Consider the following 20061-nt stretch of genomic DNA (forward strand, 5'->3'; position numbering starts at 1 on the left):
TACGATGTTTGAGCTTCAAACGTTCGCGCTGTTCTTGGCCGCCGCTACGGTCGTGGCGGTCACGCCGGGGCCGGGCATTTTCTACATCGTAGCCCGCACGCTGGCGGGCGGCCGGACCGAGGGATTAGCATCCAGCGTCGGCTTGGGTGTCGGTGGCTTCGTACACGTGCTCGCCGGCGCAATCGGCATCTCAGCCCTGGTGATGGCGAGCGCGGAAGCGTTCACCGCGCTGAAGATCGCCGGCGCGTTCTATCTCATCTGGCTCGGCATCAAGACTTGGAGGCAAGCGCGAGTCCCCGCGCCCGCCGAAGTCCAGACGACCGGCGCAGGCCGTGCATTGCGGGAAGGCATCGTCGTGGAGGCGCTGAATCCAAAGACGGCCGCGTTCTTCCTTGCCTTTATTCCGCAGTTCGTCGACACGAGCGCGAACGTGGCTCTGCAGTTCGTTGTGCTCGGCACGATTTCCGTCGCCTTGAACACTGGCGTAGACCTGATCGTAACCCGTTGGGCGGCCAAAGCGAGGGATGGACTCGCCGGGCGACCCACGCTTATCGCGCGGACGAGACAGATCTCTGGAGCGGTGATGTGCGGACTCGGGGCCACGCTTCTTATCGCGCGTCGCGCAAGCTAGGCTAACGCTTTGTCGCAGTGTCGATCTGACAGTCGTCTTCCCATCAGAACAAGCAAAACACAGGCGCCCGACCCAATCGACCATGGGCGAATGTGGGTAAACTACAGCCAAATGCGCAAGTATGCTCATCCTGCTGTCACACTCAACCTTGTCCGCCGGCGCGATCGTCGATGTAGCGCCGAAGCGCTGCGGCGGCGTTCAACATGTGCGCGCGCATTCTGCGAGAGGCCGTATCGCCATCGCCCTCCGCAATCGCCTGCATGATGGAATCATGCTCGTCACGGGACTTGCGGATGCGGTCGCCCTGCCGCAATTGCGTGCGGCGGAAGGCGCTGAGACGCGCACGGACCTCCTGCGCCTGCTCGGCCATGAACGCGTTGTGCGTTGCGCTATAGATGCCTTCGTGGAACAGCCGATTGAACGCGTCGTAGGCATCGACGTCGTTGGCATCGACCATTGCCAGCGAGCTGTCGTGGAGCTCGATTAGATCGCTGCGCTCCAGCGGCGTCATGCGATAGGTCGCGAGCCTGACACACATCGCCTCCACCTCTGCGCTGGTCTCGAACATGTCCATAATGCGTTCGGGTGTCATCCGTGCCACGACGAGCCCGCGACGGCCCCGCACCTCGACGAGCCCGCTGACGACGAGCTGCCGGAGCGCTTCTCGCACCGGCGTGCGGGAAGCCCCAAAGCGATCGGCAAGCTGCTGCTCTTCCAGCGCCGAACCGGCAACCAGCGCACCGGAGGCAATCTCGTCGGTGAGCGCATTGCGGATGCGATCGGAGAGAAGGCCGCCATCTTCTTCTGCCTCAGCCGCAACTTTGAACAGACCTGCCATTCAGCTTCCTATGATTGCGCGCACCGTAAAGTAGAGAATGGATGGTGCGACGAGGCACCCCAAGCCGGTATGAAATGTCGCCGTCAACGCACCGTAAGGCACCAGACGCCGGTCGGTCGCCGCAAGCCCTCCGGACACGCCGCTGACCGTTCCCATCAAGCCGCCAAACACCATTGCGCTGCGCGGATTATTCAGACCGATCATCTTCGCGACGAAGGGCGTACCGATCATCACGATCACTGCCTTGAATACACCCGTCGCAATCGAGAGCGCAATAACCGGTGAAGATGCTCCGATCGCCGCCCCCGTGACCGGCCCGACGATGTAGGTCACCGCGCCGGCGCCGATCGTCGTCATCGAGACGGCATCGGTGTAGCCAAAGGCGGCTGCGACAATTACGCCGAGGATGAAGGGAACAACCGTTCCCAGCCCAAGCGCGATGGCGCCGATCGCGCCGGCCTTGCGCGCATGAACGACGTCGACCTCGAAGGCCGTGGCGACGATGGCGAAATCCCGCAGCATTGCGCCGCCCATCAAGCCAATCCCCGCCAGCGCCGGCAGGTCGGCCACACCCTTTTCGCCACCGGTGGCCAGCCCTCCGAAAAAGGCCAGGGCAAGGCCGAGCATGATAGCGATCGCGGAGGCGTGGATCCGCCCGAAGGTGAGGTATTTCGAGATCGCTCCCGAGATCCACATCAGGATCCCGACGGCCGCGAAAGCGGTGATCAGCGCATTGGCGGCGAGAACGTGAGATATCATGTTCATCCGATCCTCCCGGATTTGAAGTGAGGCACAGGCCCGGCGAGTGCCTCGGCCTCTCGCGCTTCGATCTCGTCCATGGTCTCGACACGGCCGCTGAGCCGGCCGATCAGGGCCACCATCGCGAAACACACCGCGACCGAGCCGATTCCCGCAATGAGGACGACCGGTCCGCCTTTGACCGCAGCGACCACGTTCTGCTGCGCCGCCATGGCGACCACGATCGGGATGTAGAAGCTGCCCCAGAACTCGACGCCGGTCTTGAGCCCGTGACTGAGCTGGCCATGCCGCATCAGCCAGAGCCGAGCGGCAATCAGGAACATCATCGCGATGCCGACGCCGCCGACATTGGCTTTCACGCCGAGGGCAACGCCAAGCAGGTCCCCCAACTGGCCGCCGAGAAGGGTGCAGATCGCAAGCAGTGCAACGCCGGAAATGGTCACGGGCGCCTCCGCTTGCTGAGCGAGGAACCAAGCCCTGGATATGGCCGCCTTGTATGCAATCGCATCCTAGTTTTCCTCCTGTGTATGCGAACTTCCATCGCTTATGGCTTGGTGCATACACTAATTGACAATGAAAGACAATACGCATACATTAAGGATCGTCGAAGCCAATTCGGCATGCCAAGGAGCCACGATGAGCGATTGGGGTATGCAAAAGGCCGCCCTCGGAGAGCGCCTGACGGCCGGTCGACGGCACGCCAAGGGCAAGATCGTCCCGCTCCCAAACCTGCCCGCGTTTCTCAAGGCGGTGATCAGGTCGGGCGACCGGGTGTGCCTGGAGGGCGACAATCAGAAGCAGGCCGACCTCCTCGCTTCCGCGCTCGCGAACCTCGACCCTGCGGAGGTTCACGACTTGCACATGGTGCAGTCCGGCGTGGTGCTGCCTGCGCATCTCGATGTCTTCGAGAAGGGCATCGCGCGGCGGCTCGACTTTTCCTATTCCGGTCCGCAAGCGGCGCGCATCGCCAAGATGCTGTTCGGCCGCAAGATCGAGCTCGGCGCCGTCCATACCTATCTCGAGCTGTTCGCCCGCTATTTCATCGATCTCACGCCGAACGTCGCGCTGATCGCCGCGGTGAGCGCCGACAAGGACGGCAACCTCTATACGGGACCGAATACCGAAGATACGCCCACGGTGGTGGAAGCGACGAGCTACAAGAACGGTCTCGTCGTGGCGCAGGTCACCGAGATCGTCGACAAGGTGCCGCGGGTCGACATTCCCGGCGACCTCGTGCATTTCGTGGTCGAGGGCGGCCGGCCCTTCTACGTCGAGCCGCTCTTCACCCGCGATCCCGCCGCCATTACCGAGACCCAGATCCTGACGGCGATGCTCGCCATCAAGGGCATCTACGCGCCCTACGGCGTGCGCCGGCTCAATCACGGCATCGGCTTCAATACCGCCGCGATCGAGCTGCTGCTGCCGACCTATGGCGAAAAGCTCGGCCTCAAGGGCAAGGTCTGCACCCACTTCGCGCTCAATCCACACCCCACAATGATTCCGGCAATTGAATCCGGCTGGGTTGAGCAGATCCACTGCTTCGGATCGGAAGTGGGCATGGAGGACTATGTCGCCGCCCGTCCGGACATCTTCTTTACCGGGCCGGACGGCTCGCTGCGATCCAACCGCGCCTTCTGCCAGACGGCGGGCCTTTATGCCTGCGACATGTTTATCGGCTCGACGCTCCAGATCGACCTCGAGGGCCACAGTTCGACGGTGACGACCAGCCGCATCGCCGGATTCGGCGGTGCGCCCAACATGGGATCCGATCCGCGCGGCCGTCGCCACCCGAGCGAACCCTGGCTTAAGGCCGGCGCCGAAGCCGATCCGGACTCCCCGGCTGCACTGCGCCGCGGTCGAAAGCTCGTGGTGCAGATCGGCGAGACCTTTGGCGACCGCAACGCCCCGCTGTTCGTCGAGCGGCTCGACGCGCTCGAGCTGGCGCGCGCGCTCAACCTCGATCTCGCGCCGGTGATGGTCTATTCCGACGACGTCACGCACATCGTCACCGAAGAGGGTATCGCCAACCTCCTGATGTGCCGGACCAAGGACGAACGCGAGCAGGCGATCCGCGGTGTTGCCGGATACACGGACATCGGTCGAGCCCGCGATCCAAAACTGGTCGAGCAGCTCAGGCAGCGCGGTGTGATCCGGCGCCCCGAGGATCTCGGCATCGATCCGCTCGACGCCGATCGGCGTCTGCTGGCGGCCCGCTCGATCAAGGATCTCATGCTGGCCTCCGGCGGCCTCTACCATCCGCCCAGCCGCTTCCGCAATTGGTGAGGAGTTTTGCATGGAAAAGCTCAGCTTCAGACTGTCTTCCCCGAACAGCGCCGGCGGCACCCGCACGCAGGCGATCGTCGGGGTCGTCGCCTCCGGCAATCTCGAAGTCCTGCTGCAACGGGCCTCACCGCCGGATGTCTGCACCATCGAGATCGCGACGGCGGCCCACGGCTTCGGCATGGTGTGGGACGCTGTGGTCCGCGACTTCGTCGCCCGCCGCTCTGCCGGCGGCTTGCGCATCTCCATCAATGACGGCGGAGCCCGACCCGACACGGTCGCGTTGCGCCTCGCGCAAGGCGTCCGCAAGATCGAGGAGCCGGAACAATGACAGCCGTCACAGCCAACACCGTTTCGCTGAGCTGGTACGAGGCGAGCGCCCGGCAACGCGTCGACGCGCTCCTCGATGCCGGCAGCTTTTCCGAATTCATCGGTCCCGAGCAGCGCGAGATGAGCCCGCATCTGGCGATCTTCGACCTGCCGGAGCAGTTCGACGACGGCATCGTCATCGGCCGCGGTCGCCTGGATGGCTCGCCGGTGTTCGTCGCCGCACAGGAAGGACGCTTCATGGGCGGCGCCTTCGGTGAGGTCCACGGCGCCAAGCTCACCGGCCTCCTGCGCGCAGCTCGCACGCTCAAGCAAGATCTGCTGATCCTGTTCGACACCGGCGGCGTGCGGCTCCAGGAGGCCAATGCCGGCGAGCTTGCGATCGCCGAGATCATGCGCGCGATCATCGAGGCACGCCGCGGCGGCATCCACGTCGTCGGCCTGATCGGGGGGCGCGCCGGCTGCTATGGCGGCGGCAGCCTGATCGCGGGCACCTGCTCGCGGCTGATCATCTCCGAACAGGGGCGGCTCAGCGTCAGCGGCCCCGAGGTGATCGAAACCAACAAGGGGATCGAGGAATTCGACTCGCGCGACCGCGCGCTGGTCTGGCGCACGATGGGCGGCAAGCACCGCTATCTCATCGGCGGTGCCGATATCTTCGTCGACGACGAAGCGACGGCGTTTCGCGAGGCGGCCATTGACGCGATCAAAATAGCCAGACGATGCGACGCCGAGATTCTCGAGGCCGAGCAGAAGCGCCTCGAACGACGGCTGCAGCGCTTTGGCGAGGCCGAGGACGCCGTCGATATCTGGGAGACGCTCGGCATCGGGCAGCCGACCGAGATTCCCGCACTTCCGACCGGCGCATTTCTTCGCGCGGCAGCCAACAGGGAGAATGCCGATGACGCTCGATGACATCCTGGCCGGCCTATTCCCGAACGGCCGCAAGATCAAAACGACCGGCGCGATGATCGCGGGGGAGGCGACGCTGCCTGACGGCGGACCAATCCACGTGCTCGGCATCACGCAGGGGCAGCCGCTCGGCGTGGACGAAGCCATCGTGCTCGCGGGGCGGCTGGTCGAGATCGTCCAAACGAAGGACCGTGCGCCGATCCTGTTCCTGGTGGATTCCGCCAGCCAGCGCATGAGCAAGCGCGACGAACTGCTGGGCCTCAGCGAATATCTGTCGCATCTCGCCAAGGCCCTGCTGCTGGCGGAAGCCGAAGGACACCGCACCGTCGGCCTGCTCTATGGCGGCAGCGCCGCCGGCGCATTCATCGCCACCGCGCTTGCCGCCGGCACGCTGGTGGCGCTGCCCGGCGCGCATCCCGCGGTGATGGATCTGCCGTCGATGGCCCGGGTCACCAAGCTTCCGATCGACGTCTTGAAAGCCAAGGCCGAAGCCACGCCGGTGTTCGCGCCCGGGCTCGACAACATGGTGCAGACCGGCGGCATTCACGCCGTCTGGGATGAACATGCGCCGCTGGCGCCGCAGCTTGCGGCCGTGCTGCAACGACCGCACGGACAGGATGATCGCGGCCAGATCGGTGCCCAACGTGGCGGCCGGCGGAAAGCGGCCGAACTTGCCGAGCGCGTTGTCGTCTCAGCCACTTCACATCAAGGAGCGCCAAATGGGTGAAGCTCTCGCGCGCCACAGCATGGTCAAGGTCACAGCCGCCGGCTGGACGGCCGTGATGAAGCGTTATCCGGAACTCGCCAGCGAGCCGATCGTCGCAGGCTGGGCACACGTCGGCCGTCCTCTCGTCGTTCGCCGACCGGCTTGCAGCGATACTGCAGGCCTCGTTCCGCTCGGCCTGCCGCTGCCGCCGAGCCATGGTAAACGTCGTATTGCGGTCTCGCTGGCCGCAGCCGATATCGTCGCGTTCGCTCAGCCTCCGTTGCTGGCCGACGCCGCGGCCGCGGCGCCGACCGCTTGGCGCGAGACGATTGAGAAACTCGTCGAACTCCTGCCGGAGACCCGCGCCTATGGCAGCCTTGCTTGGCAGCACCTCACCGGCCTGCCCTATCTTTCGGACGGCTCGGACCTCGATCTGCTGTGGCCTCTCTCGTCGGCCGACAAGACCGGAATTCTGTTGTCCGGCATCGCGCGGATCGCAAAGCAGTCGCCGATGCGGCTGGACGGTGAGATCACAGGTCCCGCCGGCGGGGTTCAATGGCGCGAACTAACCGGCACTGACGAAGACGAAGTGCTTGTGAAGAGCCCGGCAGGAGTGACCACCACGACTCGCGCGGCCTTCCTCACAGGTCATGTCTCATGACCATTGCGCTCAGATGGCAATCCCAGCCGGGCGGCGCGCTTGATGCCGAGCAGCTCGGTCATCTTGCTTCGCTATGCCTGAAGCTGGAAGTAAAGACCTATCCGAAGCCCGGGCTTGTCAGCCATGTCGACAACGGTGCGCATCGCGACATGGACGCCGGGCTGTTGTGCCTGAGCGCTGAGACCTTGATGCCTTTCTTCAGCGATCTCGCCCTCGCGGGCGCCGCAGGTGCGGGCATGAACCGGCTGCGCGCCATCGGGGTTGCCGCGGAGCGCGCGATGATGGCTGCGACCTCCGGCGTCAACACCCATCGCGGCGCGATTTTCGGACTGGGCCTGCTCTGCGCCGCGGCCGGCTATCGGAATGCCGTCGGCATTTGCAAATCTCTTGGCCGGCTGGTTTCGGAGCGTTGGGGCGAGGACATCCTATCTGGCCCGGTATCGCTGCGCAGCCACGGCGCTGTGGCCGCGCGGCGCTATGGCGCCGGGGGCGCCAGGGGGGAAGCCGCCGACGGTTTCCCGTCTGTCTACGACATCGCCCTACCCGCGCTGCAGGCAGCGCGCGAGCTTGCACCTCATGACGAGGAAGCCGCTCGCGTTCAGACGTGCATGAGCTTGATTACTAGCGTCACCGACACCAACCTCCTGCATCGAGGCGGGCCCGAGGGACTGTGCTTCGCGCAAGCCAGCGCGTCAGCGTTCCTTTCCGCCGGCGGTGTTGGATCACCGGAATGGCGCAGGCGTGCCGCCGACATTCACCAAGCGTTCCTGACCCGCAATCTCAGTCCCGGCGGCTCCGCAGACCTGCTGGCCATGGCGCTATTCGTCGATCGGATAGATCGCGGATGTTAGCACTGCTCTGCGGCGGACAAGGTGCGCTTTCCGGCAAGATCTTTGATCTTGTCGCGGACCAGCCTGCCGCGGAGTCAATCTTCGCCGCGGCGACGGCTTGGCTCGGTGAGGACCCGCGGGAATTCGTTCGGACGCGCAACCCCGAGCAACTGTCCGAGAATTATGCCAGCCAGATCCTGACCGTCACATCGGCTCTCGCGACCCACGCCTGCATCGCTGACCTGTTGACCGAAAAGACCGCTGTCACCGGGTATAGCGTCGGCGAGATGGCGGCCTGGGGTATCGCGGGAATCTGGACTGCCGAAGAAGCGTTGCGGCTCACCAATATTCGTGCCCGGCTGATGGAGAACGCAGCGGGGCCCACCGGTCGCCTGGGTTACATCCGCGGGCTCGACCGGGCTACGATCGAACCTCTGCTTGCAAAGCACCGCTGCGAGATCGCGATCAGGAATCCGGACCTTCTTTTCGTGATCGGAGGCGTGGAGCGGGAGGTCATTGCGCTCTGCGACGAGGCTGCCCGGAAAGGAGCGCGAACGGGGCTTCTGGCCGTCAAAATCGCGTCGCATACGACAAGGCTCGCGCAGGCCTGCCAACCTCTGCAACAGGCACTCGATGTCAACAGGGACGCGGCCGTCGCAAACCATCGCGTCTTACTTGCCGGCGGTGACGGCGAACGCATCTTCTCGGTCGCGGGCGCGACGGTGAAGCTGGCAAACCAGGTCGCCCATCCTATTGATTGGGCGGCAACCCTGGACGCGCTTACAGAGCTGGGCGTCACCGAGGTATTAGACCTCGGGCCCGGACACGCGCTGGCGGAGATGATGCTAGCATCTCAGCCGGACATGCGCTGCTACGCCGCCGACGGCTTTCGCACGATCGAGGGCCTACGTAACTGGGTTGCTGCCGTATAGCAGGAGATCCGGGAGCGAGCCACGCTCGCGTGCGTTGCAAAGCAGGCCGGATCTGCGAGCTGTTGAGGAAACGGTCTCACCGCCCGATCCACGAAGCGGCCGAACGTTGTTAGGCCGCGGTTCAAGTAACACTAACGCACGGACGATCTTGCGTCGATCGGGCCCAGCGCCCATGCTGGATGCAGTCGCGAAGTGGCCCGCGTCTCGCGTAACGGCGCCTTCGCGGCGAGGGGTCGCCGCCGTCACAAGTGACGGCCCCGCCCATGATCAGCTCTAGTCACCGCGCCGCACTGCTCGGGGCACAAACGGCAGTCTCGGAGAAAACGACTTCGCGATCGCGAGAACTGCGGCTTCGTCAGTTTCGAGTGCGATCTTCTGGGCGAGCATCACATCGCCAACTGCCAACGCCCGTTCGGGGAGGAAGCACCACCCCACCTTAGGCTCCAGTTGTTCATCCAGCTCCAAAACATTACTCATCGTGCCCTGATAAATTCGGTATCGACGGCCAGTAAGAGAACCAGCGACTTCAAAAAAGCCATTGGCATCAAATTGCGCGCGCTGTTCTGGAGATAACCATTCCCGCAAAAGACGACGTGCACGCGCTTCCGGGCCATTTTGCTCGTTGAAGTTCCGATAAAGGGCACGCAGGGCACGTAGACGCGCGCCCTGGGCGACGTTACGTCCGAACAAAAACATCTTTGATGCTGGACGGTTCTAACCGCCGACTAAGTGCGGATAGAACAGCGTTTCCTCCGCTGTTGGATCAAACGACCGTATCAGCTTGAGATCGCCGGCCGGCGTCCGAGTGGCAGCGGTAAATCCCTGGGCGGTGAACTTCTTGAAGCGCCGCTCAGCCTCGGCGAGCCCCTTCGGGTCCTCTCGCTCAAAAAAATGTCTGCTGTCGCCTGTGCTGTCCATTACGATCTGGGTAGCCATGGAAGAGAACTCCGCGATCCCTAGCCTCTGATGAAAAGCAAACCTCGCCCCGGTGAATAGTGTTCCTGCTCTCGGCAAATTTCGTTCTGCCGTCTTTTTAGTCGGGATCGTCTGGCTCGCTGAAATCGATGAGAACCTGATCCGCGACCTGAGGGCGGCACAACGGGCGAAGCTGGTCGCAAAGCGGAAGCCGGCTTATGAGGCGGTGCATCCGAGACGAAGAAGGGCGGCGACCGCAGATCAATCCGCCAAATTGGCGGTACGGGCAGCTTCGCAAAGGACACGGCAGAAAAGAGCGGAACACCGCTTCGTACGGTCGAGCGGATAGTACGCGCACTCGGAAGCTAGGCCCCGATCTCGGACCATGTTTCAACAAGTTGCGTACCAACCCTCAGGAAATGGAACGAGCAGCGAGGGGCCGTCCTCGTTGTTATCGTTTGCAGCTTCGGGCCTGCCGGTCGCTAGAGGCTCGGCGGCGAACTCTTCCACCTCAACGGCACTCGCCGCGTGACGCCCGGCGCACCTTAAATCGCTTTGCATGAACAAAACTCCCCACCGGGGTACGATCAAATTTGGAGCGTCTTCAAAGATTTCGATGAAAAGGTTACGGCGACAAAATATCAGGTCTCCTTCCCAAGCGATAGGAGCGCGACCCTGTCCTTTTCGCATCCTAATCGTGCAGCGCCATCGGCGTTGCAGTGCAGCCAAGAGTCGCCCCTCATCGTTTGAGCAACGGACGCTAGTCGCAACGGCGAAGCTCGCTCGCCACAGTCACGTCCATCTCAGACAGCGCACACACAATGTGGAAAGCCGCCCCCGTGATGCTTTGCGGCGGGAGGTGATCGGCCGTCACGACGTCGTCATGGAGCAGCTCGTAGGTAAGGTCATCTTCGTTCTCGAGCCCACTGTTTCGCGAGCACGTAGCACTTTTGAGCCTAGGCCAGAACCGGGGCGCGTCTGCATGTCGTTCTCCCCAACCGCCTCAGCATTGCGCTCGACAGCTTGTGCGACCAGTCCATCGCGCCGCGCTCATCATCGGGCGAGCGCGACCATCCTCGGCCGGATCACGATCGGCCGCGGCTCGACGATTGGGGGCAACGTCTGGGTGACCGAAGATGCGCCGCCAAACAGCTTCGTGACGCAGGCTACGGCCCGCAACAACGGGGCTAGGCCGCTACGGGCGCCTTCCAGCGCATCAAGCGACGTTCCAGCGCCTCGAGGATCGCGTTGAAGACGAGGCCGATCACGGTGATGCCGAGGATGCCGAAATACATCTGCGGGATCAGGAAACTGTACTGGCTGTTGATGATGAGATAGCCGAGCCCGGACTTGGCACCGACCATCTCGGAAGCGACCAACACCAGCATCGCGGAAGCGCTTGCCAGCCGAATGCCGACGAAGATGGTTGGCAGCGACGCCGGCAGGATCACCTTGCGGAACAATTGGCTTGGCGTCGCGCCCATCGTCCGCGCCGACTTGACCAGCAGCGGATCGACCTGCCGCACGGCCGCGATGGTGTTGAGCAGCAGCGGCCAGGCGCAGCTATAGACCACCATCGTGACCTTCGAGAGCTCGCCGATGCCGAGCAACAGGATAAACACCGGCAGCAGCGCCAGCGGCGCCGTGTTGCGCGCGATCTCGATGGTCTGGTTCAGCAGATCGCCAAGCCGGGCGTACCATCCCGTCAGCAGGCCGAGCGGCACCATCACAACGACCGCGATCAGGAATCCGCTCAGCGCCCGCAGCAGGCTCGCACCGACGTCCTCATAGAGTTCACCGCTCTGCGCGAGCTGCCAGCCCGCGGCGATCACCTCGGAGAACGGCGGCAGGAACGTCACGTCGATCAGACCCAGCCGCGGCGCCGTCTCCCAGACTGTCAGGAACAGCACCAGCAGCAGCGATCGCTGCCCGATGACACCGAACCATCGCGCGAAGCCGCCCGGCGCCGCGGTAAGCGCACCGACGCGTTGTGCGGCCCGGTGCTTCGGACTTCCCTCGGCCAGCTCCAGCAGCGTCAGGACCTCCAGATTAGACATGAGCCAGTTCCTTCGCCTTTGCGACGCCCTCGCCGTCCGCTGCGGGGCCCTGAGCTCCTTGTGCCGTCAACACCTCCTCGCGCAGCAAGAACCAGACCTCATGCCGCACACGCCCGAATTGAGGCAACGAGCGGACGTCCTCGGTTTCGCTATGCAGTTCGTCGGGAATATCGACGATCTGCTTGATGCGGCCGGGACGCGAAGTCATCACCGCCACGCGCTGGCCGAGGACGACGGCTTCGTCGATGCCATGCGTGATGAACAGGATGGTCTTTCCGGTGCTGCGCCAGATCCGCAACAGCTCGCCTTGCAGCGTCTCGCGCGTCTGCGCGTCGAGCGCCGCGAACGGCTCGTCCATCAGCAGCACCTCGGGATCGTAGGCGAGGCTTCGCGCGATCGCGACGCGCTGCTTCATGCCGCCCGAGAGCTCGTGCGGATAACGGTCGGCAAAGCCGGACAGCCCGACCAGATCGAGATAGTGCAGCGCCTTCTCCCGCCGCGCCCTGGCCTTCAGGCCGGCGATGTCGAGTCCGAACTCGACATTCTGCGCGGCCGTCCGCCAGGGAAACAGGGCGTATTGCTGGAACACGATGCCCCGGTCGCGCGCCGGTCCGTTGATGGCCTTGCCGTCGAGCAGGATCCGCCCGCTGCTCGGCAGCGAAAGGCCACCGAGCAGATCCAGCAAGGTCGACTTGCCGCAGCCGCTCGGCCCGACCAGCGCAAGGAACTCGCCGGTCCGAACATCCAGCGTGATGTCGTCCAGCGCGGTGAAGCGCTGCGCCGGCCCACCACCCGTACCCCGGACCAGGAATTCCTTCCGGACATGCTCGAACCTGATCTTGGCCTTGGTCATTTGGCCTCCGCGGTCTTGCCGGGGCGGAAATAGTTGAACTCGTTGGTGTAGAGATCAGACGGCTTGAGCTGGTCCGTCTTCAAGAGACCATCCTTGACCAGCCAGTCGACCCACACCTGAAGCTCGGCATCGCCGATCACGCCGCCCTTGGTCGCAACACCCGTGCTCTTCCAGTACTTGATCGGTGTGGCGTCCTCGTTGCGCTTGCGATCGGCGATGATGCGCTCAAAGCGGGCGCGAACTTCCTCCGGCGGCGTCGTCTGCGCCCATTCGATGGCACGGGACACGCCCTCGACCAGCCTGCGCGAGGTGTTGGGATTGTCCTTGATGAACTTGTCCCTCAGCACGTAGGACCCGCCGGTGAAGTTTCCGAAGATGTCGGTATCGGCAAACAGCCTGCGGATGCCGCCGCGTTCGAGCGCCTTGTCGCGCAGCACGCCATTGAGCGTGGTCACCTCGACTTGGCCCTGTCGCAGTACCTGCTCGCCGGTGACGGGCGGGATCGCGACCAGCGTCACCTGCTTCGCCTCCGCCGGCGTCAGGCCATTGCGAGCCAGATACTCGCGCAGCACGAATTCGAGATGTGCACCGAGCGTGTTGACGGCGACCTTCTTGCCGATCAGGTCACGCGCGGTCTTGATCGGGCTGTCATCCTTCACGTAATAGCCGTTGTAGGTGTTGTCGTCCGAGCCGTAATAGCCGACCACCGCCTTGATCGGCGCCTTGGCCGCGATCAGCTTGATGATCGCGCCATAGAACGCGCCGCCGATGTCGATGTCGCCGGTCACCACGGTCTGGATGTCCTGCGGACCGCTGATGGTGTTGCCGATCCATTTCAGCTTGAGCGGCGCGAGATAGCCGAGGTCATCGGCCAGCTCGATAAACGTGACCTGGCCGGCCCAGCCTTGATAGCGGATCTCGGTCCTTTCGAGCTGCGGCTCGGCCATGGCGCTGCCGACGAGCCCTGTCAGCCCGATGGCGGCGAGGCCAAGTTGCCGTCCTCTTGCACGCAGACCGGCGACCAGGCGACGCCAGGTAGAGATAGAAATTCCCATTGTATTCACTCCTCGCTCGTTTCAGGCGGCCTTCGCCTGTGGCTTGGTCGACTTGACGCGGGTGACGCTGTTGCGGCCGTCGATGCTGACCGGCACTTCGCCGTCGATGGTGGCGCGCCGGACGACGCGGTGCTGGTCGCCGTAGTCGTTGACCGCGTAGTGCTGGGTAGCGCGATTGTCCCAGATCACCACATCACCCTGCTGCCAGCTCCAGCGCACCGTATTCTCGGGCGCGGTGATGTGTGACTGGAACAGGTCGAACAGCTTCTGGCTGTCATATTTCGACAGGCCGACGAAGCGCTGGACGAAATTGCCAAGCACCAACGTCCGTTCTCCGGTCTCGGGATGAACGCGAACGACGGGATGCTCGGTCTCGTAGATCGTGCCGGTGAAAACCTCCTCGAAGTGCTTCCTGTCGGCCTCGCTCGCCCGGGTCTTGACGGCGTAGTCATAGGCGTTGCTGTGCACCGCCCAGAGTTCGTCCGCGAGCTTGCGCAGCGGTGCCGGCAGATTGAGATAGGATGCCGCCGTGTTCGACCAGATCGTATCGCCGCCGAACTCGGGAATCACGACGCCGCGCAGCACGGAGATCTTCGGATAGGCGTCGACGAAGGTGACGTCGGTGTGCCACTGGTCGGCGCGGCCGCCGCCGCGTCCGGAATCGAGCTCCAGGATCGACGCCGTTCCCTTGGTCGCGCCGACCGTCGGGTGCGGAACCAGTTTGCCGAGCCTCACGGCAAAACTCTCCTGCCCCGCGTCGTCGAGATGGTTCTGGTCGCGGAAGAAGACGACCTTGTGCTCGAGCAGAACCTGGTTGATCGCCGCGATCGTCGGGTCCGGGAGATCGCCCGAGAGCTTGATGTTCCTGATCTCCGCGCCGATACGTGCCGACCGCTTGACGATATCCGCGCGCGGAATGACGTTGCCGATGGTGATTGCGTCCGTCATGTCATTTTCCCCAAGATCGCGATCCCGTTTGGACAAAGCTCCGCCGTTCGCCGGTCGCTGACGCGATGGCGGAGTAAACACACAGCTGATGGTCGTGATCGATCCTCTTGCAGTATCGCCGTCAGCTCTGGCGGCAATCGGGTCTGGCGGGATCTTCCCCGAGAGGCTGCATCAATGCAGCCTTTCGCTCAGTCACAGGATGCTAACTCAAGGTCCTCGGAAATAACTTCCAAAGTTGGAGGGGGCTGGAAAATAGTTGCACGCACCCGCACGACGTATCCGATTGTTATCTGCGCTTTCTGCTATTCAACCGCGGCGGCGCTCGGGACGCGTCACACCGCGGGCGCATAGAGCGCAGGTTCGAAACCGTCGGCGATCGGCGCATTGATAAGGTGTTGAACGATTTTCCTTGATGGGATGGAGCGGCTCGCGCTGAACAGTCAGAACGTAAAACGAAGCGCGAACGTCTACTTTGATCTTCGTCTAGTGTCGGCGGCGATTTCGCTAGATTCATGCTCGCATCGATCCCAACAACGTAAATCCATTTCATCGACATTCCTGTTGCCGGGGACTTACAGTCCAGCTCGATTGAGCCATGTTAACGGCCTCGTGGAGAACTCGAAAAGCACGTGACGACCCCGGGCTCATCTGCCTCTAACGGGACACGCCCGGAAGCCGGAGCCGCGGGATTCCACTCATGATCCATAATCGTTTCAAGTTTCACCATCGGCCATCGGATCCGGACATACGACCATGAGCAACCAACGCCAGCTTGTTCTCAATCTCTTCATCTATCCCGGCGGCCATCACGAAGCCGCCTGGCGCTACAAGGGATCTGAACCAGACCGCATTCTCGACATCGCCCATTATCAGGAGCTGGCGCAACGGGCCGAAGCCAGCAAATTCGACGCCATCTTCTTTGCCGACGGGCCGGCGCTGGCCGACAATGTTCGCTACGCCCAGCGCTTCCGTTTCGAACCAATCACCTGGCTCGCAGCGATCGCCGCCGTCACCAGCCGTATCGGGCTGATCGCGACGGCGTCGACCACCTATACCGAGCCGTACAATCTGGCACGGCTGTTTGCCTCGCTCGATCATCTCAGCCGGGGCCGCGCCGGCTGGAACATCGTCACCACCAGCGCGCCCCAGGCCGCGCAGAACTTTGGGCTGCCTGAACATCCGCCTCACAACGAGCGCTATGAGCGAGCTCGCGAATATCTCGATGTGATCTCGCGGCTTTGGGATAGCTGGGAGGACGACGCACTCATCAACGATCCGGCTTCGGGCATCTTCGCCGACACGAGCAAGATCCACACGATCGACCATGTCGGCAAGCATTTTCGCGTTCGTGGCCCGCTGAACATCTCGCGCACGCCTCAGGGCCGGCCGGTCTATGTACAGGCCGGCGCCTCCGACGACGGCCGCGCCTTCGCCGCCCGGTTCGCGGAGGCGATCTTCACGGCGCATCAGACGCTGGAGTCGGCGACGGCGTTCTACACCGACGTCAAGCGCCAGGCCCGCACCTTTGACCGCAGGCCCGACGAGATCAAGATCCTGCCCGGCATCAGCCCTTTCATCGGCAGCACGCAGGCCGAGGCGGACCGCCTCCAGGACGAATTCAACGAGCTGATCCAGCCCGAATTCTCCCTGACGCAGCTGCGTCAGATGATCGGTCTCGACCTCACCGGCTATGATCTGGATGGCCCAGTTCCTCGCGATCTGATCGACACAGCGAGCGCGCGCGGAGTCGCAAGCCGCTTCAAGCTCGTGGTCGATATCGTCGATCGCGAAAAGCCCACCATTCGCCAGCTGGTGCAGCGCCTTGCTGGCGCGCGCGGCCACTGGGTCATCGCCGGCACGCCCGAGAAGATCGCGGACAACATCCAGACCTGGTTCGAGAGCGGCGCAGCCGACGGCTTCAACGTGATGCCGCCCTGGCTGCCCGGCGGCTTCGATACATTCGCCGAGCTGGTCGTCCCGATCCTGCGCAAGCGCGGCCTGTTTCGCGAGGACTACACCGGCACGACGTTGCGCGAGCATTACGGCCTCGCCCGCCCTGCCAGCGTCTACTCGAACGCGGTCAAGGCAATCGCCTGACACCGTTTCGGTACCCACATCCAGACTGAGATCAGTAAGCAGATATGAAGACAACGTCGTTTCTCCTCACCGGCCTGTTGGTCCTTGCCCCATTCTCCGCCCGGGAGTCCCTGGCACAGCAACCCGCCAAACCCGAGCTACGGGTCGGTTTCGTACCGGGGCCGTACATTGACGAGTTCAAGATCGGCGTCGAGCCGGAGCTGGAGAAGAAGGGCTACAAGGTTCGCTATGTCGAATTCTCGACCGGCCTTGAAGCCAACAAGCGTTGTTCAAGTCCGAGATCGACGCCAATGTGATGCAGCACACGATCTTCCTCGACTCCTACAATGAACGGCAGAAGACCGATCTCGTCGGAATCGTCCACGTTCCGACGCCACCGATGGGCCTCTATTCGAAGAAGCATCCGCTGGGCAGGCCAATCAAGCCGGGCGCCAGCGTCGCGGTGCCGAACGATCCCGTCAATCTGCAGCGCGCGCTATGGGTGCTGCGTGATCTCGGGCTGATCGAGATCCGTGACAGCAAACCGGTCGACGTCACCGAGCTCGATGTCATCAAGAACCCCGGCGGCATCAAGATTGTGCCGCTCGAGGCCGCGCAGGCGCCACGGGCGCTCGACGACGTCGACTTCGCCGCCGTCCAGGGCAATTTTGCGATCTTCAGCGGACTGAAGCTGACCAACGCCTTCGCGCTGGAGAAGATGACGACGCCCTATATCAACGTGCTCGCGGTGAAGAAGGCCAACGCCAGTGCCGAATGGGCCCAGGACATCGTTGAGGGCTACAAGTCCCCGATGTTGAAGACAGCGATCCAGGCCGACCATTTCTATGACGGCTTCACTCTACCCGACTACATGAATTGAAGGGTCGTCGAGCAACAGCAGCACAGATGGGGCCAGCATGTTCGAATTCACATTGGAATGGACCGGCCTTCGTTCTCCCGCCGAGAAGGCGACCGATGCGAGAGCGTCACGGATCGCATCGGCAGGCATGAGGCATTGATCCTCCCGCTGCTCCTGCTGATCGCGTTCCTGGTCGTGCTTGGCCTCATGACGGGAGCGCATCTGCATGGGCGCGCCGACCGGAGCCTGCTGTATGCATCATTCGGCAGCATGGGCATGCCTATGATGCTCAACGAGTCGGAGTCGTGCCGCAAACCGCCGAACTCCGGTTCCACACCGCACTTTCAGCACGCCGACGGGCTCGCGCTGCTCGCAAACGACTGATCCAACGCCTCCGCGCCCGGTACAACGCGTGAAGATCCTCCCTTGCAAAAAGGTGCTATGGAACTGGCTGTCTTTAAGAAATAGTAGCTTCAGTAAGATCCAGCCAAACTGATCTATTCCAAGCGCGCGATGTTCAACGTGATGTCGCTCGTGGTGGCCTTCCCGGAGTCTCGCCCACAATGTTTCTCGTGACCTCAACATTTCAACCGGTGCGGCGGGATGGATAATCTCAATCTACGCACTCTCCTACGCGGTTTTTGCGCCGCTGAATGCCTGGATGTTCCGGGCCGCAAGCCGCCGCAATGTCCAGATCCTATCCGTTTCAATCTTCATCATCGGCAACGTGATCTGTGCAATCGCTCCGAACTTTGCAACCCTGGCTGCAGCTCGCGTCATTTCAGCCTACGGCGCAGCCATGTTCACCCCGGCGGCCACCGCATTGGCAACCGAGCTCCTGCCGCCCGGTAGCAAAGGGTCGGCATTGTCCCTTATCTTCGGTGGTATGACCGTTTCACAAGTTGCGGGTGTTCCGGCGACCAGCTGGATCGCTGATGCCATCGGCTGGCGTTTTGCCTTCGGTTTCGTGGCAGTTGCGGGGCTCCTGGCATTGCTGATCTTTGCCCCTATGATGTCCGGTGTCTCTGCAAAGGCGCCGGAGCGCGGAAACGGCCCGGCTTCGAAAGACTTTCCCAGGGCTATCTACGGTGTTCTTTCGGTTACCCTATTCGTGGTCATTTCCGAGTTCGTTGTTTACTCCTATGTGAGCGTCATTATCACCGGTTCTCTGCTTACAGGCGTGCCGCTGCTCTCAGCCGCGCTCTTTGCGTACGGTTTCGGAGCTGTGACAGGAAACGCAGCGTGCGGCTTTCTAACCGATCGCTTCGGCCCCTACAAAGTTCTCATTGCGGTGATCGGCGCACAACTAATCGTTCTCGTAGCTCTGGTTGGATTCGGGCATCATGGTGCCTTAACCGTGCTCATCGCATTTCTTTGGGGCAACGCGAGTTACATGTATCTCGTTCCGATCCAGCACCGGCTTCTCGATCTAGCCGGGGAGAGGTCGAAGCTAGTTTTGGCAATGAACAGCTCGACCACCTTCGCAGGAATAGCCATCGGGGCCGTTCTCGGCGGTATCCTCGTCGAAACTAGCGGGGTCACATCCCTTGCTGCAGGGTCGATCCTGATTGGTCTCATCGGCTTCGGACTGGCTGTTGCCTTTATGAGTGAAGTTGCAGCTGCAGAAGCTGCCACTCCGGCAGTCCGTGGGTTCGACTAAGGCATACGACCCTATGACCAGACCTCATAGAGCAACGGCATCCACCACTTGGCACGCTCGACGATCCTTCACCGCGCCCAAAGTAAGAATGCGGTGGCCTGGTCGCGCTGGCCCGCACCGCGGCGGCTGGCTAGGCACCGCGGATGCCGTTATTATGCCGAGCCTGAAAGTGCAGTAACGTACGTGGTTCTTGAGATTGTTGGCCGCCTGGCTATCCAAGACCCGCAGACCTCGATGGCCACATGGGCCAATACTGATTTACTGCGCTCGAGTCAGAAATGCTTTCAATGCCGAGGTGGCGTACTGAGATTGATCGAATTAGTTCAATCAGACCGGGCTGTTAGGGCCCAGTGACTCGGAAAGCCTGAAAATGTTTCAGCCAGAGACCCGGTGTCCAGCTGGAAAGTATGGTTGCATAGAAAGGAGACGCGAACTTGGAAACTCCATCCGAATTGAACGAACTGCGGAGCAGCATCGACAATCTCGACGCGGCCCTTATCCACATTCACGCGGAACGTTTCAGGTGCACTCGGCAGGTCGGAAAACTAAAAGCGCGACTTCAATTGCCTTCGGCAGATGCAGCTCGTGAGGAACGCCAAGTAGAAAGACTACGCACGCTCGCACAGGCAGCTAGCCTTGACCCAGAGTTTGCCGAGAAGTTCCTATCATTCATTATCAAAGAAGTCATCCTGCATCACGACCTTACTCGTGGAGCAAACGCCGACGTGTAAAATTGCTCGACCACGCGCGTTCTCGTCGGAG

The 20061-nt window shown here is 62.6% G+C and carries 21 protein-coding genes and 2 pseudogenes; 14 read left to right on the forward strand and 9 right to left on the reverse strand.

Annotation, left to right across the window (positions count from 1 at the left end):
- The first annotated feature begins 4 nt into the window (after positions 1 to 4).
- The gene (locus IVB24_RS38825) at positions 5 to 631 is read left to right on the forward strand and encodes a LysE family translocator (RefSeq protein ID WP_247282264.1); all 627 of its coding nucleotides are present in this window, start codon (positions 5 to 7) and stop codon (positions 629 to 631) included.
- A gap of 142 nt (positions 632 to 773) precedes the next feature.
- Here IVB24_RS38825 and IVB24_RS38830 read toward each other — a convergent pair whose 3' ends face one another.
- From IVB24_RS38830 to madL, 3 genes are read right to left on the reverse strand one after another with little or no spacing between them, the layout of a single operon-like run.
- Positions 774 to 1469, reverse strand: coding sequence for a GntR family transcriptional regulator (locus IVB24_RS38830; protein ID WP_247774354.1), 696 nt, complete (start codon positions 1467 to 1469; stop codon positions 774 to 776).
- Entirely contained in the window at positions 1470 to 2234 is a 765-nt protein-coding gene (gene madM / locus IVB24_RS38835; protein WP_247282266.1) for a malonate transporter subunit MadM, read from the reverse strand. It lies immediately after the preceding gene.
- Complete coding sequence (gene madL / locus IVB24_RS38840) at positions 2231 to 2671, reverse strand: malonate transporter subunit MadL (RefSeq protein ID WP_247774355.1); 441 nt, start codon at positions 2669 to 2671, stop codon at positions 2231 to 2233. The genes madM and madL overlap by 4 nt, the downstream gene beginning before the upstream one ends.
- Before the next feature lie 193 nt (positions 2672 to 2864).
- Between madL and mdcA the strand changes: the two genes are divergently transcribed.
- Genes mdcA through IVB24_RS38875 form a run of 7 tightly spaced genes read left to right on the forward strand, consistent with a single transcriptional unit; the run spans position 2865 to position 8876 of the window.
- Positions 2865 to 4511, forward strand: coding sequence for a malonate decarboxylase subunit alpha (mdcA, locus tag IVB24_RS38845; RefSeq protein WP_247774356.1), 1647 nt, complete (start codon positions 2865 to 2867; stop codon positions 4509 to 4511).
- 10 nt (positions 4512 to 4521) lie between these two features.
- On the forward strand, positions 4522 to 4839 hold the full coding sequence (mdcC, locus tag IVB24_RS38850; RefSeq protein WP_247282268.1) for a malonate decarboxylase acyl carrier protein: 318 nt from the start codon (positions 4522 to 4524) through the stop codon (positions 4837 to 4839).
- The gene (locus tag IVB24_RS38855) at positions 4836 to 5750 is read left to right on the forward strand and encodes a biotin-independent malonate decarboxylase subunit beta (RefSeq protein ID WP_247774357.1); all 915 of its coding nucleotides are present in this window, start codon (positions 4836 to 4838) and stop codon (positions 5748 to 5750) included. The genes mdcC and IVB24_RS38855 overlap by 4 nt, the downstream gene beginning before the upstream one ends.
- Positions 5737 to 6474 carry a biotin-independent malonate decarboxylase subunit gamma gene (gene mdcE, locus IVB24_RS38860; RefSeq protein WP_039799792.1) on the forward strand — a complete coding sequence of 246 codons (738 nt, stop codon included), beginning with the start codon at positions 5737 to 5739 and terminating at the stop codon, positions 6472 to 6474. Before IVB24_RS38855 ends, mdcE begins: the two co-directional genes overlap by 14 nt.
- Positions 6467 to 7114, forward strand: a complete 648-nt coding sequence (gene mdcG / locus IVB24_RS38865) for a malonate decarboxylase holo-[acyl-carrier-protein] synthase (RefSeq protein ID WP_247398978.1) — start codon at positions 6467 to 6469, stop codon at positions 7112 to 7114. Before mdcE ends, mdcG begins: the two co-directional genes overlap by 8 nt.
- Complete coding sequence (mdcB, locus tag IVB24_RS38870; RefSeq protein WP_247774358.1) at positions 7111 to 7965, forward strand: triphosphoribosyl-dephospho-CoA synthase MdcB; 855 nt, start codon at positions 7111 to 7113, stop codon at positions 7963 to 7965. Before mdcG ends, mdcB begins: the two co-directional genes overlap by 4 nt.
- Positions 7959 to 8876, forward strand: a complete 918-nt coding sequence (locus IVB24_RS38875) for an acyltransferase domain-containing protein (RefSeq protein ID WP_247774359.1) — start codon at positions 7959 to 7961, stop codon at positions 8874 to 8876. Before mdcB ends, IVB24_RS38875 begins: the two co-directional genes overlap by 7 nt.
- Positions 8877 to 9149: 273 nt before the next feature.
- Here IVB24_RS38875 and IVB24_RS38880 read toward each other — a convergent pair whose 3' ends face one another.
- Both IVB24_RS38880 and IVB24_RS38885 read right to left on the reverse strand, forming a co-directional pair.
- Complete coding sequence (locus tag IVB24_RS38880; protein WP_247774360.1) at positions 9150 to 9572, reverse strand: hypothetical protein; 423 nt, start codon at positions 9570 to 9572, stop codon at positions 9150 to 9152.
- Positions 9573 to 9590: 18 nt separating this feature from the next.
- On the reverse strand, positions 9591 to 9812 hold the full coding sequence (locus IVB24_RS38885) for a hypothetical protein (protein WP_018457704.1): 222 nt from the start codon (positions 9810 to 9812) through the stop codon (positions 9591 to 9593).
- Between the two features lie 1039 nt (positions 9813 to 10851).
- Here IVB24_RS38885 and IVB24_RS38890 point away from each other — a divergent pair.
- Positions 10852 to 11043: pseudogene (locus IVB24_RS38890) on the forward strand (hypothetical protein); the annotation flags it as partial.
- Here IVB24_RS38890 and IVB24_RS38895 read toward each other — a convergent pair.
- From IVB24_RS38895 to IVB24_RS38910, 4 genes are all read right to left on the reverse strand, one after another.
- Positions 10979 to 11848 (reverse strand): ABC transporter permease, encoded by an 870-nt coding sequence (locus IVB24_RS38895; RefSeq protein WP_247774361.1) that lies wholly within the window; start codon positions 11846 to 11848, stop codon positions 10979 to 10981. The pseudogene IVB24_RS38890 and the gene IVB24_RS38895 sit on opposite strands and share 65 nt — an antisense overlap.
- Positions 11841 to 12701 (reverse strand): ABC transporter ATP-binding protein, encoded by an 861-nt coding sequence (locus IVB24_RS38900; RefSeq protein ID WP_247774362.1) that lies wholly within the window; start codon positions 12699 to 12701, stop codon positions 11841 to 11843. Before IVB24_RS38900 ends, IVB24_RS38895 begins: the two co-directional genes overlap by 8 nt.
- Complete coding sequence (locus IVB24_RS38905; RefSeq protein ID WP_247774411.1) at positions 12698 to 13648, reverse strand: ABC transporter substrate-binding protein; 951 nt, start codon at positions 13646 to 13648, stop codon at positions 12698 to 12700. The genes IVB24_RS38900 and IVB24_RS38905 overlap by 4 nt, the downstream gene beginning before the upstream one ends.
- A 129-nt stretch (positions 13649 to 13777) precedes the next feature.
- Positions 13778 to 14704 carry a TauD/TfdA family dioxygenase gene (locus tag IVB24_RS38910; RefSeq protein ID WP_247774363.1) on the reverse strand — a complete coding sequence of 309 codons (927 nt, stop codon included), beginning with the start codon at positions 14702 to 14704 and terminating at the stop codon, positions 13778 to 13780.
- 753 nt (positions 14705 to 15457) lie between these two features.
- Between IVB24_RS38910 and IVB24_RS38915 the strand changes: the two genes are divergently transcribed.
- The 5 genes and pseudogenes from IVB24_RS38915 to IVB24_RS38935 all read left to right on the forward strand — a co-directional run bounded on the left by IVB24_RS38915 (position 15458) and on the right by IVB24_RS38935 (position 20030).
- Complete coding sequence (locus tag IVB24_RS38915; RefSeq protein ID WP_247774364.1) at positions 15458 to 16801, forward strand: LLM class flavin-dependent oxidoreductase; 1344 nt, start codon at positions 15458 to 15460, stop codon at positions 16799 to 16801.
- A 44-nt stretch (positions 16802 to 16845) separates the two neighbouring features.
- A pseudogene (locus tag IVB24_RS38920) lies at positions 16846 to 17660 on the forward strand (MetQ/NlpA family ABC transporter substrate-binding protein).
- A 57-nt stretch (positions 17661 to 17717) separates the two neighbouring features.
- Entirely contained in the window at positions 17718 to 18023 is a 306-nt protein-coding gene (locus tag IVB24_RS38925; RefSeq protein WP_247774365.1) for a hypothetical protein, read from the forward strand.
- A gap of 232 nt (positions 18024 to 18255) precedes the next feature.
- The gene (locus IVB24_RS38930; RefSeq protein ID WP_247774412.1) at positions 18256 to 19299 is read left to right on the forward strand and encodes an MFS transporter; all 1044 of its coding nucleotides are present in this window, start codon (positions 18256 to 18258) and stop codon (positions 19297 to 19299) included.
- 434 nt (positions 19300 to 19733) lie between these two features.
- Entirely contained in the window at positions 19734 to 20030 is a 297-nt protein-coding gene (locus tag IVB24_RS38935; RefSeq protein WP_247774366.1) for a chorismate mutase, read from the forward strand.
- The last annotated feature ends 31 nt before the right edge of the window (positions 20031 to 20061 follow it).

The organism is Bradyrhizobium sp. 192, assembly GCF_023100965.1.
Classification (GTDB): domain Bacteria; phylum Pseudomonadota; class Alphaproteobacteria; order Rhizobiales; family Xanthobacteraceae; genus Bradyrhizobium; species Bradyrhizobium symbiodeficiens.

Bases quoted from the DNA above. Each gene is read 5' to 3' on its own strand.
- IVB24_RS38825 (WP_247282264.1), top strand. From the start codon at position 5: ATGTTTGAGCTTCAAACGTTCGCGCTGTTCTTGGCCGCCGCTACGGTC.
- IVB24_RS38830 (WP_247774354.1), bottom strand. From the start codon at position 1,469: ATGGCAGGTCTGTTCAAAGTTGCGGCTGAGGCAGAAGAAGATGGCGGC.
- madM (WP_247282266.1), bottom strand. From the start codon at position 2,234: ATGAACATGATATCTCACGTTCTCGCCGCCAATGCGCTGATCACCGCT.
- mdcA (WP_247774356.1), top strand. From the start codon at position 2,865: ATGAGCGATTGGGGTATGCAAAAGGCCGCCCTCGGAGAGCGCCTGACG.
- mdcC (WP_247282268.1), top strand. From the start codon at position 4,522: ATGGAAAAGCTCAGCTTCAGACTGTCTTCCCCGAACAGCGCCGGCGGC.
- IVB24_RS38855 (WP_247774357.1), top strand. From the start codon at position 4,836: ATGACAGCCGTCACAGCCAACACCGTTTCGCTGAGCTGGTACGAGGCG.
- mdcE (WP_039799792.1), top strand. From the start codon at position 5,737: ATGACGCTCGATGACATCCTGGCCGGCCTATTCCCGAACGGCCGCAAG.
- mdcG (WP_247398978.1), top strand. From the start codon at position 6,467: ATGGGTGAAGCTCTCGCGCGCCACAGCATGGTCAAGGTCACAGCCGCC.
- mdcB (WP_247774358.1), top strand. From the start codon at position 7,111: ATGACCATTGCGCTCAGATGGCAATCCCAGCCGGGCGGCGCGCTTGAT.
- IVB24_RS38875 (WP_247774359.1), top strand. From the start codon at position 7,959: ATGTTAGCACTGCTCTGCGGCGGACAAGGTGCGCTTTCCGGCAAGATC.
- IVB24_RS38880 (WP_247774360.1), bottom strand. From the start codon at position 9,572: ATGTTTTTGTTCGGACGTAACGTCGCCCAGGGCGCGCGTCTACGTGCC.
- IVB24_RS38885 (WP_018457704.1), bottom strand. From the start codon at position 9,812: ATGGCTACCCAGATCGTAATGGACAGCACAGGCGACAGCAGACATTTT.
- IVB24_RS38895 (WP_247774361.1), bottom strand. From the start codon at position 11,848: ATGTCTAATCTGGAGGTCCTGACGCTGCTGGAGCTGGCCGAGGGAAGT.
- IVB24_RS38900 (WP_247774362.1), bottom strand. From the start codon at position 12,701: ATGACCAAGGCCAAGATCAGGTTCGAGCATGTCCGGAAGGAATTCCTG.
- IVB24_RS38905 (WP_247774411.1), bottom strand. From the start codon at position 13,648: ATGGCCGAGCCGCAGCTCGAAAGGACCGAGATCCGCTATCAAGGCTGG.
- IVB24_RS38910 (WP_247774363.1), bottom strand. From the start codon at position 14,704: ATGACGGACGCAATCACCATCGGCAACGTCATTCCGCGCGCGGATATC.
- IVB24_RS38915 (WP_247774364.1), top strand. From the start codon at position 15,458: ATGAGCAACCAACGCCAGCTTGTTCTCAATCTCTTCATCTATCCCGGC.
- IVB24_RS38925 (WP_247774365.1), top strand. From the start codon at position 17,718: ATGGACCGGCCTTCGTTCTCCCGCCGAGAAGGCGACCGATGCGAGAGC.